Genomic DNA, 14,726 nt, shown 5'->3' with positions numbered 1-14,726 from the left:
AATTTGAAGTGTTATTCAAATAGGCAGACGAGTAGCATGAGCGAGCAGGGTGAAATTTGCGGCGTAGGCGCGCAGTCAGCGCAGCGTACATAAGTACGTGAGCATGACGAGCACCGCACAACAAAAAATTTCGCACGGCGCAGCCATGACGCTTCTCTATTATTTGATAAGAGACACCTTCGGGTTGTGAGGTTAAGCGAATGAAGCGTACACGGTGGATGCCTAGGCAGTCAGAGGCGATGAAGGACGTGCTAATCTGCGAAAAGCGTCGGTAAGCTGATATGAAGCGTACTAGCCGGCGATGTCCGAATGGGGAAACCCAGTGCATTAATGCACTATCGTTTGATGAATTCATAGTCAAACGAGGCGAACCGGGGGAACTGAAACATCTCAGTACCCCGAGGAAAAGAAATCAACCGAGATTCCCCCAGTAGCGGCGAGCGAACGGGGAGCAGCCCAGAGTCAACATCAATATTTACCGCAGGAGAAGGGTCTGGAAAGGCCGGCAATAAAGGGTGATAGCCCCGTATCTGAAACGGTAAGTGTTGTGAACTCGAAGAGTAGGGCGGGACACGTGTTATCCTGTCTGAATATGGGGGGACCATCCTCCAAGGCTAAATACTCCTGACTGACCGATAGTGAACCAGTACCGTGAGGGAAAGGCGAAAAGAACCCCGGCGAGGGGAGTGAAATAGAACCTGAAACCGTGTACGTACAAGCAGTGGGAGCACCCGAAAGGGTGTGACTGCGTACCTTTTGTATAATGGGTCAGCGACTTATATTCTGTAGCAAGGTTAACCGCATAGGGGAGCCGTAGGGAAACCGAGTCTTAACTGGGCGTTAAGTTGCAGGGTATAGACCCGAAACCCGGTGATCTAGCCATGGGCAGGTTGAAGGTTGGGTAACACTAACTGAAGGACCGAACCGACTAATGTTGAAAAATTAGCGGATGACTTGTGGCTGGGGGTGAAAGGCCAATCAAACCGGGAGATAGCTGGTTCTCCCCGAAAGCTATTTAGGTAGCGCCTCGTGAATTCATCTTCGGGGGTAGAGCACTGTTTCGGCTAGGGGTCATCCCGACTTACCAACCCGATGCAAACTACGAATACCGAAGAATGTTATCACGGGAGACACACGGCGGGTGCTAACGTCCGTCGTGAAGAGGAAACAACCCAGACCGCCAGCTAAGGTCCCAAAGTCATGGTTAAGTGGGAAACGAAGTGGGAAGGCTTAGACAGCCAGGATGTTGGCTTAGAAGCAGCCATCATTTAAAGAAAGCGTAATAGCTCACTGGTCGAGTCGGCCTGCGCGGAAGATGTAACGGGGCTAAACCATGCACCGAAGCTGCGGCAGCGACATTTAGATGTTGTTGGGTAGGGGAGCGTTCTGTAAGCCGTAGAAGGTGGACTGAGAGGTCTGCTGGAGGTATCAGAAGTGCGAATGCTGACATAAGTAACGATAAAGCGGGTGAAAAACCCGCTCGCCGAAAGACCAAGGTTTCCTGTCCAACGTTAATCGGGGCAGGGTAAGTCGACCCCTAAGGCGAGGCTGAAAAGCGTAGTCGATGGGAAACGGGTTAATATTCCCGTACTAAGGGTTACTGCGAAGGGGGGACGGAGAAGGCTAGGCTATCCGGGCGACGGTTGTCCCGGTTTAAGCGAGTAGGTGGGTAGTGCAGGCAAATCCGCACTGCTACAACACTGAGACGTGATGACGAGCCACCAAGGTGGTGAAGTAGTTGATGCCCAGCTTCCAGGAAAAGCCTCTAAGCGATAGGTAATCATTAATCGTACCCCAAACCGACACAGGTGGTTAGGTAGAGAATACTCAGGCGCTTGAGAGAACTCGGGTGAAGGAACTAGGCAAAATGGTGCCGTAACTTCGGGAGAAGGCACGCTGGCATTAGGTGAAGGGTCTAGCATCCGGAGCTGAAGCCAGTCGAAGATACCAGCTGGCTGCAACTGTTTATTAAAAACACAGCACTGTGCAAACACGAAAGTGGACGTATACGGTGTGACGCCTGCCCGGTGCTGGAAGGTTAATTGATGGGGTAAGCCGTAAGGCGAAGCTCTTGATCGAAGCCCCAGTAAACGGCGGCCGTAACTATAACGGTCCTAAGGTAGCGAAATTCCTTGTCGGGTAAGTTCCGACCTGCACGAATGGCGTAATGATGGCCAGGCTGTCTCCACCCGAGACTCAGTGAAATTGAACTCGCTGTGAAGATGCAGTGTACCCGCGGCAAGACGGAAAGACCCCGTGAACCTTTACTATAGCTTGACACTGAACATTGAGCCTTGATGTGTAGGATAGGTGGGAGGCTTTGAAGTGTGGACGCCAGTCTGCATGGAGCCAACGTTGAAATACCACCCTTTAATGTTTGATGTTCTAACTTGGGCCCGTAATCCGGGCTGAGGACAGTGTCTGGTGGGTAGTTTGACTGGGGCGGTCTCCTCCCAAAGTGTAACGGAGGAGCACGAAGGTTGGCTAATCACGGTCGGACATCGTGAGGTTAGTGCAAAGGCATAAGCCAGCTTGACTGCGAGCGTGACGGCGCGAGCAGGTACGAAAGTAGGTCTTAGTGATCCGGTGGTTCTGAATGGAAGGGCCATCGCTCAACGGATAAAAGGTACTCCGGGGATAACAGGCTGATACCGCCCAAGAGTTCATATCGACGGCGGTGTTTGGCACCTCGATGTCGGCTCATCACATCCTGGGGCTGAAGTAGGTCCCAAGGGTATGGCTGTTCGCCATTTAAAGTGGTACGCGAGCTGGGTTTAGAACGTCGTGAGACAGTTCGGTCCCTATCTGTCGTGGGCGAAGGAAGATTGAGGGGGGCTGCTCCTAGTACGAGAGGACCGGAGTGGACGCACCACTGGTGTACAGGTTGTCATGCCAATGGCATCGCCTGGTAGCTAAGTGCGGAAGAGATAACCGCTGAAAGCATCTAAGCGGGAAACTTGCCTCAAGATGAGTCTTCCCTGACAGTAATGTCCTATAAGGGGTGTTCGAGACGAGGACGTAGATAGGCTGGGTGTGTAAGCGTAGCGATACGTTGAGCTAACCAGTACTAATGACCCGAGAGGCTTAACCTGACAACACCGAAGGTGTTTTTGGAGAGAGAATTTTAGCTTGTTTTGAGATTGAATCTGGTCGAATTTTGCTGAAGGCCGAGGTGTGTTTGCTACTGAGGTAGGTGAGCAGCCTGTAAGGCAGCGAAATGAGACGGGATAAATAGAAAAGAATTTGTCTGGCGGTAATAGCGCGGTGGTCCCACCTGACCCCATGCCGAACTCAGAAGTGAAATGCCGTAGCGCCGATGGTAGTGTGGGGTCTCCCCATGTGAGAGTAGGGAGCTGCCAGACTTTAATTTAATACTAATGGGAAAGACCGTTAGTGAAATGAATCGGGTGGTGCGGTAGTTCAGTTGGTTAGAATACCGGCCTGTCACGCCGGGGGTCGCGGGTTCGAGCCCCGTCCGCACCGCCACCTATTAGGGGCGTAGTTCAATTGGTAGAGCACCGGTCTCCAAAACCGGGTGTTGGGAGTTCGAGTCTCTCCGCCCCTGCCATTTACGGCTTTATAGATAATATTATTAAATATTAAAAACCCAGTTTAACAGACTGGGTTTTTTTATAAGCCGCCCAAAGCCATTTTAATTTCTAGTTATTAAAATTGATGTATTTCTGTCCTATCATATTATTTTTGGTAAATATTAGATATAAAAAGACCAGGATCGTTTTTGTACTTTTAGCCATAATAGATATTTTTTGTTAATGATAGGTCATGTAACTAAAAGTTTATATTTTACTTATTCATAATTAGTTATTCTTAATAGGTATTTTTGCTAATTTATCAATAAACGTTTCTTTTCCATTATTTTGTAACCAAATAGCATAAATTGGTTTGCTATAGACAACTTTCGATAGTGTTTTTAATTCATGATATTGATTAAGCCAATGAATTGGTAAAACAGAGGCAGATTTTGTTGGATATAATAGCTCCCGCGCAAGATTAGCTGATGTTGTAAGTAGTGTCGGCGAATTTTCAACTAAAGATGATTTTTCAGTGGTATTGAAATCAGGACTCCATTCAAGTTTGATGTAATTGAATCTCGACAGAGTTAAATTTTTTTTATTTGTCATTAATTGTAATTTTATTTCACCAATAATGGTGCTTTCAAATTCATCCATTTTTGGCGGTTCGATTGCAATAAGTAAATCAAGTTCGCGTGAATGAAGCTGTTTTACTAAAGATTGTCGCGTGGATATTCTGCATTCAAGATGAAGCTCTTTGTGTTTTTGATAGATAAGTTGTATCCAATTTGTTAAGCATCCTTCCCATAGTGATATTGTTGAGCCTATTGAAAATTCTGGGTGTAATGATTGATGAGAAATTTCTTTTTTAGCTTGTAGCCAGGTATTTATTAACGATTCAGCGTAGGGAATCAAACGTTCGCCTGCGGCAGTTAAACGAATATTATTGCGATGACGGGCAAATAAAATAGTACCTAATTGCGTTTCTAATTGACGTATTCGAAAACTTACCGCTGATTGTGTAAGGTATAATGATTCGGCTGCTCGACCAAAATGTCGGGTTTTACTAACTTCTAAAAAAGTTTTTAATAATTCAGTATCCACAGCAAACTCCAAAATTTTTAATCTTAACGATTTAAATGTTTTGTTTTACAGAATGCAATTGCTAACTAATACTCCGCGCCATAATGAGTGTGACATTAGAGAGGTAGGAGTGTGTTAGATGGCAGAAAGCTTTATCACGACTAATCGTTTTTTTGATAATAAAAATTATCCTCGAGGTTTTTCTCGTCATGGTGATTTCACCATTAAAGAAGCTCAGTTGTTAGAATGTTGCGGTCAAGCTTTCAATGAACTTGATTTAGGTAAGCGTCAACCTCAGACAGAAGAAGAAAAACTTTTTGTTGCTATGTGTCGCGGTGAACGCGAACCTGTGACACCAGAAGAAAAAGTATGGTCTAAGTATATGACTCGTATTAGCCGACCTAAGCGTTTTCATACCTTATCTGGAGGTAAACCACAACTGGATCCCTCAGAAGACTATACTGATACTGATGATTAATATCATCATAGTTCTAAAAAAAGGGGTTTTAATACCCCTTAATTATTCAATTTGTTTTTGTAATTGAATAAGTAGCTTATCCATACTGCGATAGCTAATTGCTTCAATAATATCAATTTTTTCAATTTGTTGTTGCTGTTTTAAATCGGCAATGGTCCGTGAAACTTTCAGTATACGATGCCAAGCTCTGATTGAGAGGCCAAGTTTATTTAATGTTGTTTCTAAAAAAAGGGCGTCATTTGGTTTTAGTTTACAAAAAAGTGCGGCTTCTTTGCTATTTAGTTTTGCATTAATTTTACCTGAACGTTCAATTTGTTGCTTTCTTGCCTGTATTACACGTTGTTTTATATCGAAACTGGTTTCATTTGTAGGTGTAGAGTGGCTTAAAGTACCTAGCGGTAACAGAGGTACCTCTATAGAGAGATCAAAACGATCTAAGAATGGTCCAGATATCTTTGCTAAATAACGGAGGATCTGTTTTGGGCTGGCTCGGTTATATATGCCTTTATAGTGGCCCATAGCGCTGGGATTTAAGGCGGCAATAAGTTGAATATTGGCTGGAAAATTAACTTTAGCTTTTGCACGTGAAATTATTATTTCTCCAGACTCTAGCGGTTCCCTAAGTGAGTCGAGTACTTTTCGTTCAAATTCGGCGAGTTCATCAAGAAATAAAATGCCATTATGGGCTAAGGATATTTCTCCCGGTTTGGGTAAGCTTCCTCCACCAATTAATGCTGCCATAGAAGCACTGTGATGAGGTGCTCTAAATGGCCGTGTAAGCCATTTTTCGTTATCAAATGAGATATCACATAAACTTTTTATTGACGCTATCTCTAGCGCTTCTTGATTGGTGAGATCAGGCAGGATAGTAATAAGGCGGTTGGCAAGCATGGTTTTACCTGTGCCTGGTGGGCCAAGTAGTAAAAGGTTATGTCCTCCTGCGGCGGTTATCTCTAATGCGCGCTTGGCATGTTGTTGGCCAATAATATCATTGATATCTGTTATATTAGAGTGCTTATGGTTGGTGATAGGTGTTTCTTGATTGTGGGATAAAGTATTTTGATCATGTAAGAAATGACAAACAGCTAATAGATGTTCACAAAAATAGACACTTTCTGTTGGTAACAAATTTAATTCATTTGTGTTTTCTAGGGAAGTGATCAATTTACGCTGATTTTTTAATGCTGCTTGTGCCGCTGTTATTACCCCTGTTATTCGACGAATTTGACCAGAAAGTGCTAATTCGCCAAGGAATTCGAATTGATTTAATTTTATTGATGTAATTTGTTCCGATGCCGCTAAGATAGCGAGTGCGATAGCTAGATCATAACGTCCGCCTTCTTTTGGCAAATCGGCAGGCGCTAAATTGATAGTTATTCTTTTAGATGGATACTGAAAACCACTATTAATTAAAGCACTTCTGACACGATCCCGCGCTTCTTTGACGGCTGTTTCTGGCAACCCTACTAGGGTGAGTCCAGGTAGCCCATTACTAATATGTGCCTCAACTGTTACCCGTGGGGCATTCATACCGATTGAAGCTCTGGTGTAAATAACCGCTAGTGCCATATTTCCTCCCTAAAATGTCATGTCACTATTTTCTTAGTTAGTAAATTAGGTACAACTAGCTTTTGGTGAATATGGGAAGGTTGTTAGAGAAGTAGCCGAAATTTTTACTTTTGTGGTAATTTTTTAGGACAGCGCTGCCATTTTTGATGATGAAAATTAGCCATTAATTGTCTGTATTACAATTTCTGACATTAATTAATAAGCTGTGGTTTATCATTTTATAATCAAATGGCTTTTTGGTTAAATTTTTTGCATTAACTGCATTTAATAGTTTTTTATTTTAATTATTTTCTTTTTTTAATGAAATTATTTTATGATGAGGTTTACTTATTGATTTTAGTCGTAATTTTTTATTTTTCGATAAAAAAATAAAATAAGTATTGTCAAATAAGTGTCAACGTGTTAACTCTAAATAACTAAATAAATTATCAAGATCAAAGAACGGATATTATGACGAAGGTATTTGCCCTAATAATTAACCTAATTATTGTGAGCGTGGTGGTGATTATCCCACCGTGCGGGGCAGCACTTGGAAGAAGAAAGGCAGAATAACTAGCCAGATTTCACAAGAACCCCGCACCGAAAGGCGCGGGGTTTTTTTTAGCTTTAAATTTTAGTTGTCGGTGAGAGTTTAGAAAAATAAACCAATAAATTAGGTTGCTGGAGTAGAACAATGAATGGAGCACAATGGTTAGTTCAGGCATTAATTACCCAAGGGGTTGAACAGATTTTTGGTTATCCAGGGGGGGCCATTATGCCTGTTTATGACGCTTTGTATGATAGTGATTTAGAACATCTCTTATGTCGCCATGAGCAAGGTGCTGTTATGGCTGCTATTGGTTATGCAAGAGCAACGAATAAACCAGGAGTCTGTATTGCAACATCAGGACCAGGAGCAACCAATTTGATCACTGGTTTAGCCGATGCATTATTAGATTCAGTGCCTATCGTTGCCATAACAGGACAGGTTGCTTTGGAGCTTATTGGCACAGATGCCTTTCAGGAAGTTGATGTTTTAAGTCTTTCTTTAGCTTGTACAAAACACAGTTTCTTAGTGGATTCTGTTGATATGTTGCCACAGGTTATTACTGAGGCTTTCAGTATTGCAACAACGGGTCGTCCAGGCCCAGTTTTAATTGATATTCCCAAAGATATACAGTTGCAGACAACTCATTCGCTGCCTTATTTGATGCCAGTTGAACAAAAACCATTTTATTCTACTTATCAATTAGCTACTGCATGTGAAATTATGGAGCAAGCGAAACAACCTATTTTGTATGTGGGTGGCGGTGTTGGTATGTCAGGGGCGGTCGCTGAGTTGAGGGATTTTATTGCTATCTCAGGATTACCTACAGTTTCTACATTAAAGGGGCTCGGTGCTGTCACAGCAGATGATCCGCATTATTTGGGAATGTTGGGTATGCATGGCAGTAAAGCGGCAAATTTTGCTGTGCAGGAATGTGATCTATTGTTGGCGGTTGGCGCCAGGTTTGATGATCGTGTGACCGGTAAATTGAATACATTTGCCCCTAATGCCAAAGTCATCCATTTAGATATAGATCATGCTGAATTGAATAAATTGTGTCAGGCGCACGTTTGTTTGCTCGGTGATGCAAAACTATTATTACCGCGATTAGCTAGACCATTAAATATTGCTTCATGGCAAACAAAAGTCAGCGCGTTGAAAAAAGAGTATGAATGGAATTATAACCATACAGGGGATGCTATCGATGCCCCTGCTATGTTAAAACAAATCTCAGAACGTATGCATGTTGACACCATTGTTACAACAGATGTTGGGCAACATCAGATGTGGACGGCACAGCATATGGCATTTCGAGCTCCAGAGAATTTTATTACCTCAATTGGATTAGGTTCAATGGGATTTGGTATTCCAGCTGCAATCGGCGCTCAGTTAGCCCGCCCTAATGCAGCGGTTATTTGTATTTCAGGTGATGGTTCTTTTATGATGAATATTCAGGAATTAGCCACCATAAAACGCAAACAATTACCGATCAAAATTGTGCTTATCGATAACCAACGTTTGGGCATGGTACGTCAGTGGCAAGAGTTATTTTTTCAACAACGCTACAGTGAAACTCAGTTAACGGATAACCCAGATTTTATCGCATTAGCCGCATCATTCGATATTGCCGGTCAGCGTATTACGCATACTTCAGAAATTAATGACGCACTTGATAGATTATTCAGTCATGCAGGACCATATTTGCTACAGGTATCTGTTGATGAATTAGAAAATGTTTGGCCATTGGTTCCTCCTGGTGCCAGCAATGAAAAAATGATGGAGAAACCCTGATGAGAGAATATCAATTAAATATTGAAGCGCGCTTTCGGCCAGAGGTCTTAGAGCGCATTTTGCGGGTGACCCGTCATCGCGGTTTTCAGGTTAATGCAATAAGCATGAGTCAGGTATTAGGTGGAAATAACGTTAGCATTGAAATAACGGTTAATAGTCAGCGTCCACTAAACCTACTTTGTTCCCAGTTAATTAAATTGGCAGATGTTTTTGATATTGAAATCAAGCAACAAGCTGCCAAACAATCCATCGTAATGTAAGGTAAAAAAATGACAAAAAAAGCAGATTATATTTGGTTCAATGGAGAAATGGTGCCCTGGGCGGAGGCAAAGATACATGTTATGTCTCACTCTTTACATTATGGTACTTCGGTTTTTGAAGGTATTCGCTGTTATCACTCTCATCAAGGGCCAGTAATTTTTCGCCATCGTGAGCATATGCAGCGTTTACATGATTCAGCCAAAATTTATCGCATGCCTTTAAGCCAAAGTGTTGATGAGTTGATGGCAGCTTGTCGCAAAACGATTGGTAAAAATAAGTTGGTTAGTGCCTATATTAGACCACTTGTTTTTATTGGTGATGTTGGTATGGGAGTTAATCCGCCACCAGGTTACAAAACGGATGTCATTATTGCGGCTTTTCCTTGGGGAACTTATCTCGGTGAAAAAGCACTCGAACAAGGTATTGATGCGATGGTTTCGTCCTGGCATCGCGCCGCACCCAATACCATCCCGACTGCGGCTAAAGCCGGTGGTAATTATCTATCCTCTTTACTGGTAGGTAGTGAAGCTCGACGCCATGGCTATCAGGAAGGAATAGCGTTAGATGTTAGTGGTTATATTTCCGAAGGGGCGGGTGAGAACCTATTTGAAGTTAAAGATAACGTACTTTTTACACCGCCATTTACCTCATCGGCACTACCCGGCATCACACGTGATGCGATTATTAAGTTGGCCACTGAATTGGGATTTGAAGTCCGTGAACAGATGTTATCACGTGAATCGTTGTATCTGGCTGATGAAATTTTTATGACCGGCACAGCGGCTGAGATTACGCCAGTTCGTAGCGTTGATGGAATACAAGTTGGAGCCGGTCATTGTGGCCCAGTAACCAAGCGTATCCAGCAGGCTTTTTTCGGTTTATTTGATGGTTCGACCAAAGACAAATGGGATTGGTTAGATCCTGTCAATAGTTAGTTCAAATTAATAGATGTTTATTGGCGGCTAGTTATCGTCAATTTTTATACCAAGGGAGCAAAAATGCCAGAATATCGTTCTGCTACAACGGTCAATGGTCGTAATATGGCTGGTGCAAGGGCACTTTGGCGGGCAACAGGAATGACTGACGCTGATTTTGGTAAGCCAATTATTGCTGTTGTCAATTCATTTACTCAATTTGTCCCCGGTCATGTGCATCTGCGTGATCTTGGTCAGTTAGTGGCTAAGCAAATAGAAGCCGTTGGTGGTGTGGCAAAAGAGTTTAATACCATTGCTGTTGATGATGGTATTGCTATGGGGCATGGTGGTATGTTGTATTCGTTGCCCTCCCGCGAGCTTATTGCTGATTCCGTTGAATATATGGTTAATGCTCATTGTGCCGATGCGATGGTTTGTATTTCTAATTGTGACAAAATCACACCAGGAATGCTGATGGCCGCGTTGCGTTTAAATATTCCGGTTGTTTTTGTATCGGGTGGTCCGATGGAGGCAGGCAAAACCAAACTTTCTGATCAAATTATTAAACTAGATTTGGTCGATGCTATGATCAAAAGTGCAGATCCGGCTATCAGTGATAAAGAAAGCGAACAAATTGAACGTTCAGCCTGCCCGACTTGCGGTTCATGTTCAGGCATGTTTACCGCTAATTCAATGAACTGTTTGACGGAGGTATTAGGATTATCTTTGCCTGGCAATGGTTCTTTACTGGCAACGCATCGCGATCGTAAACAGTTATTCTTGGCTGCGGGTAAACGTATTGTTGAGATCACGAAAAAATATTATGAGCAGGATGATGACAGTGTTTTACCTCGCAATATTGCCAGCAAAGCTGCATTTGAAAATGCGATGACCCTCGATATTGCCATGGGCGGATCGACTAATACGGTATTACATCTATTAGCAGCAGCGCAGGAAGCTGAGGTTGATTTCACTATGGCAGACATTGATCGGTTATCACGTAAAGTACCGCATTTGTGTAAAGTAGCACCGAGCATTGCCAAATATCATATGGAAGATGTTCATCGAGCCGGTGGGGTGATCGCTATTTTAGGTGAATTAGATCGCGCGCAATTACTTAATCGTCAGGTAAAAAATATTCTTGGTTTGAACGTCACTCAAATGTTAGCGCAGTATGATGTCATATTGACGCAAGATGATGCGGTGAAACAGATGTATGCCGCAGGGCCGGCTGGTATTCGCACTACTCAAGCATTTTCACAAACATGTCGTTGGCCATCTTTAGATCTCGATCGTCAAACAGGCTGTATTCGCAATTTAGCCCATGCATATAGTCAGGATGGAGGGCTGGCGGTTTTATTTGGCAACCTGGCTGAAGATGGTTGTATTGTCAAAACCGCAGGTGTTGATGAAAATTGTCTGATATTTCGTGGTTTGGCCAAGGTATTTGATAGTCAAGAAGAGGCGGTAACAGCAATATTGAGTGGTAAGATCGTGGCTGGTGACATAGTGGTAATTCGTTATGAAGGACCAAGAGGAGGGCCAGGCATGCAGGAAATGCTTTATCCAACTTCTTATCTTAAATCAATGGGATTAGCGAGTAGCTGTGCATTAATTACTGATGGTCGCTTTTCTGGTGGTAGCTCTGGATTATCAGTTGGCCATATTTCGCCAGAAGCGGCAAGTGGCGGTTTGATTGCCTTGATTGAAGATGGCGATCTTATTGATATTGATATTCCTGCTCGCAAGATTGCCTTAAATATCGATAGGGAAATATTGCATCAACGTAAGCAATCTGAATTACAGCGTGGTGAAAAAGCATGGACGCCACGCAAGCGTGAACGTAAAGTTTCTTTTGCTCTACGCGCTTATGCTGCATTAGCAACAAGTGCAGATAAGGGGGCGGTGCGTGATAAAGCGAAGCTGGGGGAATAAAATGGCGCTTTCTTCTTTGCAAAGTTCACCATCGGCAGAGGATTATTTAACCGCGGCGTTAAAAGCGCCAGTTTATCAAGTAGCACAAATCACTCCATTACAGGAGATGAAAAAAATCTCCGAACGGTTTGATAATGTCATTTTGGTTAAGCGTGAAGATCTTCAATTAATGCATAGTTTTAAGCTACGTGGTGCTTATAACATGATTGCTGGTTTGTCAGCACAGCAACGAGCTAATGGTGTCATTACCGCTTCGGCCGGTAATCATGCGCAAGGTGTTGCGTTATCGGCTAGTCGGATAGGGATCCCGGCATTGATTGTGATGCCATTAGCCACTGCTGATATTAAAGTTGATGCTGTTCGGCGGTTGCAGGCTGAAGTGCTTTTATATGGGGTAAATTTTGATGAGGCGAAAGCTAAAGCGATTGAAATTGCTCATCAGGAGGGATACACCTATGTGCCACCTTTTGATCATCCGGCAGTGATCGCGGGTCAAGCAACAATAGCGATGGAATTGCTACAACAAGCTCCTCACCTTGATCGTATTTTTGTGCCGGTTGGTGGTGGAGGATTGATTGCCGGTGTAGCGATCTTGATCAAACAATTAATGCCTGAAATTAAAATTATTGCTGTTGAGGCAGAAGATGCCGCTTGTCTTAAGGCCGCTTTAGCCGCCGGGTATCCGGTAGATTTACCCAGTGTTGGCTTATTTGCTGAGGGGGTGGCCGTTAAGCGTATTGGCGATGAAAGTTTTCGGCTGTGTCAAAAATATGTCGATGATATTATTACGGTCAATAGTGATAATATTTGTGCTGCGATTAAAGATTTATTCGAAGAGGTTCGTGCTATCGCCGAGCCAGCAGGGGCAGTGGCATTAGCCGGTTTAAAGAAATATGTTCAGCAGCATGACATAAAAGGTGAACGTTTAGCGCATATTTTAACGGGTGCTAATATCAATTTTCATGGTTTACGTTATGTTTCAGAGCGTTGTGAATTAGGCGAACAACGAGAAGCATTATTCGCTGTCACCATCCCTGAGCAACAAGGGAGTTTTTTGCGTTTCTGCCAAGTATTGGGTAAGCGTAGTGTTACTGAATTTAATTATCGCTATAGCGATATAAATTCAGAGCAAGCGCGTATTTTTGTTGGTGTCCGGTTGAGCTATGGGGTTGACGAATCTGCTGATATTGTTGCTGACTTACAACAAGCGGATTATGACGTTACCGATCTTTCCCATGATGAAATGGCTAGGCTCCATGTGCGTTATATGGTGGGTGGACGTCCGTCAAAGCCACTGAATGAACGGCTATTAAGTTTTGTCTTTCCAGAGTCACCTGGCGCGCTACTTAAGTTTTTGCAAACATTAGGTAGCTATTGGAATATTACCCTTTTCCATTATCGCAGTCATGGCACTGATTATGGGCGTGTTTTAGCGGCATTTGAACTATCCGGTTCTGAAGCCCTTTTTGAGCAACATCTCGCTGCATTGGGTTATGAATATTATGATGAAACCAATAATACTTCATTCCAATTCTTTTTAGCGCCGCATAGTCAGTTATTGACTGCGCATATTGGCAACAGTCAGCAACTGCCAGAATGCTCGAATTAATGGTTCATTAAGACGTTTATTTAAAACACAAACGCCAAGATCAAAAGGTTCAACGGGAGAAATAGGGTCAAGTTGTAGAATACGATGGCGGATCGATTCTGGGCTATTATCGACCACAACCTTTGGTATTAATGCAATACCACAACCGAGCGCAACCATTGATACAATAGCTTCATGGCCTGACACGGTAGCATAAATTAACGGATTATTAATAGCTTGGTGTTGAAACCAAAGTGCAATTCTTTGGCGGGCAGGTCCGTGCTCTGGCAAGATAAAGGGAATTTGTTGCCAGTTCGGCTGTGGTTGCGTAATTTGTTGACGGATCGTTCCAGCTAATGATGGGGCAATTAAAACCAACGGAATTTCACCTAATTTGTTAAATAAAATATTATCAGGTAGTTTTTCAGGTTTACCGGCAATCGCCAAATCGGCAGCTTGGCTGGCAACTTTATTGACCGCATCCGCTGCGTCGCCAGTGGTTAATTTAATTTCGATTAAAGGATTTTCTAATCTAAAGTTATCCAGGAGCTTAGGTAAGTGACTATAGGCGGCAGTGACTGAGCAAAATAGGCGTAATTCACCGGTCAATAAGGCACTCTGTTGGTTAAGTGAGTGACGAACTTGCTGATATTCAAACAGTGTTTGCTGGGCAAATTGTTTAAATTGTTTTCCTGCTTCGGTGAGGCGTACGGTTCTATTATCACGCATAAATAAAATGTGACCAAAACTTTCTTCCAGACGTTGTATTTGGCGAGATAATGTAGATGGACTGATATGCATTGCATTAGCAGTGCGTCCGAAGTGACAGCTATCAGCTAGATGTAAAAATAACTTTAGATCGCGAATATTCATCACGCCTCCTGTGATAAAAAGTGACAAACTGATGTTGCAAATTTTGCAATATAATATTTTAAATATATCAATTTACGCAATATTTTTGATCGCATATAGTGATCATATAAACGCTTCTTTGTTAAATAATCTGAGAATAAAACAATAGAAAATGTACAATAAATTACTGAAATTA

10 protein-coding genes, 2 tRNA genes and 2 rRNA genes are annotated in these 14,726 nt (G+C 42.8%); 11 read left to right on the top strand and 3 right to left on the bottom strand.

Annotation, left to right across the window (positions count from 1 at the left end; translation table 11 throughout):
• The first annotated feature begins 190 nt into the window (after positions 1–190).
• From WH390_RS11095 to WH390_RS11080, 4 genes are all read left to right on the top strand, one after another.
• Positions 191–3,092, top strand: a 23S ribosomal RNA gene (locus WH390_RS11095).
• Between the two features lie 154 nt (positions 3,093–3,246).
• Positions 3,247–3,362 (top strand): 5S ribosomal RNA (gene rrf / locus WH390_RS11090).
• A 47-nt stretch (positions 3,363–3,409) separates the two neighbouring features.
• Positions 3,410–3,486 (top strand) — tRNA-Asp (locus WH390_RS11085).
• Between the two features lie 6 nt (positions 3,487–3,492).
• A tRNA-Trp gene (locus WH390_RS11080) sits at positions 3,493–3,568 on the top strand.
• Positions 3,569–3,818: 250 nt separating this feature from the next.
• Here the strand turns inward: WH390_RS11080 and hdfR are convergent.
• Positions 3,819–4,637 (bottom strand): HTH-type transcriptional regulator HdfR, encoded by an 819-nt coding sequence (gene hdfR / locus WH390_RS11075; protein WP_032114310.1) that lies wholly within the window; start codon positions 4,635–4,637, stop codon positions 3,819–3,821.
• Positions 4,638–4,755: 118 nt separating this feature from the next.
• Here hdfR and WH390_RS11070 point away from each other — a divergent pair, with 118 nt between their 5' ends.
• Complete coding sequence (locus WH390_RS11070; protein ID WP_032114311.1) at positions 4,756–5,094, top strand: DUF413 domain-containing protein; 339 nt, start codon at positions 4,756–4,758, stop codon at positions 5,092–5,094.
• Positions 5,095–5,136: 42 nt separating this feature from the next.
• Here the strand turns inward: WH390_RS11070 and WH390_RS11065 are convergent, their stop codons facing one another.
• The gene (locus tag WH390_RS11065) at positions 5,137–6,663 is read right to left on the bottom strand and encodes a YifB family Mg chelatase-like AAA ATPase (protein WP_032114312.1); all 1,527 of its coding nucleotides are present in this window, start codon (positions 6,661–6,663) and stop codon (positions 5,137–5,139) included.
• Positions 6,664–7,113: 450 nt separating this feature from the next.
• Between WH390_RS11065 and WH390_RS11060 the strand changes: the two genes are divergently transcribed.
• From WH390_RS11060 to ilvA, 6 genes are all read left to right on the top strand, one after another.
• Positions 7,114–7,215, top strand: coding sequence for an IlvGEDA operon leader peptide (locus tag WH390_RS11060; protein ID WP_129109149.1), 102 nt, complete (start codon positions 7,114–7,116; stop codon positions 7,213–7,215).
• A 121-nt stretch (positions 7,216–7,336) separates the two neighbouring features.
• Positions 7,337–8,980 carry an acetolactate synthase 2 catalytic subunit gene (gene ilvG, locus WH390_RS11055; RefSeq protein WP_032114313.1) on the top strand — a complete coding sequence of 548 codons (1,644 nt, stop codon included), beginning with the start codon at positions 7,337–7,339 and terminating at the stop codon, positions 8,978–8,980.
• Positions 8,980–9,240 (top strand): acetolactate synthase 2 small subunit, encoded by a 261-nt coding sequence (gene ilvM / locus WH390_RS11050; protein WP_032114314.1) that lies wholly within the window; start codon positions 8,980–8,982, stop codon positions 9,238–9,240. The genes ilvG and ilvM overlap by 1 nt, the downstream gene beginning before the upstream one ends.
• Positions 9,241–9,249: 9 nt before the next feature.
• Entirely contained in the window at positions 9,250–10,176 is a 927-nt protein-coding gene (locus tag WH390_RS11045; RefSeq protein ID WP_032114315.1) for a branched-chain amino acid transaminase, read from the top strand.
• Positions 10,177–10,239: 63 nt separating this feature from the next.
• Positions 10,240–12,090, top strand: coding sequence for a dihydroxy-acid dehydratase (ilvD, locus tag WH390_RS11040; RefSeq protein WP_032114316.1), 1,851 nt, complete (start codon positions 10,240–10,242; stop codon positions 12,088–12,090).
• Position 12,091: 1 nt separating this feature from the next.
• Positions 12,092–13,699: a threonine ammonia-lyase, biosynthetic gene (gene ilvA, locus WH390_RS11035; protein ID WP_052044767.1), complete on the top strand. Its 1,608-nt coding sequence runs from the start codon at positions 12,092–12,094 to the stop codon at positions 13,697–13,699.
• Here ilvA and ilvY read toward each other — a convergent pair.
• A complete protein-coding gene (gene ilvY / locus WH390_RS11030; protein WP_032114317.1) occupies positions 13,646–14,551 on the bottom strand; it encodes an HTH-type transcriptional activator IlvY in 906 nt (301 codons plus the stop codon). The genes ilvA and ilvY overlap by 54 nt on opposite strands.
• Positions 14,552–14,726: the final 175 nt, after the last annotated feature.

The organism is Candidatus Arsenophonus nilaparvatae (assembly GCF_045346035.1).
Taxonomy (GTDB): Bacteria; Pseudomonadota; Gammaproteobacteria; order Enterobacterales; family Enterobacteriaceae; genus Arsenophonus; species Arsenophonus nilaparvatae.
Note: the sequence above shows the minus strand (reverse complement) of the source record. Positions and strands in the feature narration are given on the sequence as shown.

Bases quoted from the DNA above. Each gene is read 5' to 3' on its own strand.
- WH390_RS11070 (WP_032114311.1), top strand. From the start codon at position 4,756: ATGGCAGAAAGCTTTATCACGACTAATCGTTTTTTTGATAATAAAAAT.
- WH390_RS11065 (WP_032114312.1), bottom strand. From the start codon at position 6,663: ATGGCACTAGCGGTTATTTACACCAGAGCTTCAATCGGTATGAATGCC.
- WH390_RS11060 (WP_129109149.1), top strand. From the start codon at position 7,114: ATGACGAAGGTATTTGCCCTAATAATTAACCTAATTATTGTGAGCGTG.
- ilvG (WP_032114313.1), top strand. From the start codon at position 7,337: ATGAATGGAGCACAATGGTTAGTTCAGGCATTAATTACCCAAGGGGTT.
- ilvM (WP_032114314.1), top strand. From the start codon at position 8,980: ATGAGAGAATATCAATTAAATATTGAAGCGCGCTTTCGGCCAGAGGTC.
- WH390_RS11045 (WP_032114315.1), top strand. From the start codon at position 9,250: ATGACAAAAAAAGCAGATTATATTTGGTTCAATGGAGAAATGGTGCCC.
- ilvD (WP_032114316.1), top strand. From the start codon at position 10,240: ATGCCAGAATATCGTTCTGCTACAACGGTCAATGGTCGTAATATGGCT.
- ilvA (WP_052044767.1), top strand. From the start codon at position 12,092: ATGGCGCTTTCTTCTTTGCAAAGTTCACCATCGGCAGAGGATTATTTA.
- ilvY (WP_032114317.1), bottom strand. From the start codon at position 14,551: ATGAATATTCGCGATCTAAAGTTATTTTTACATCTAGCTGATAGCTGT.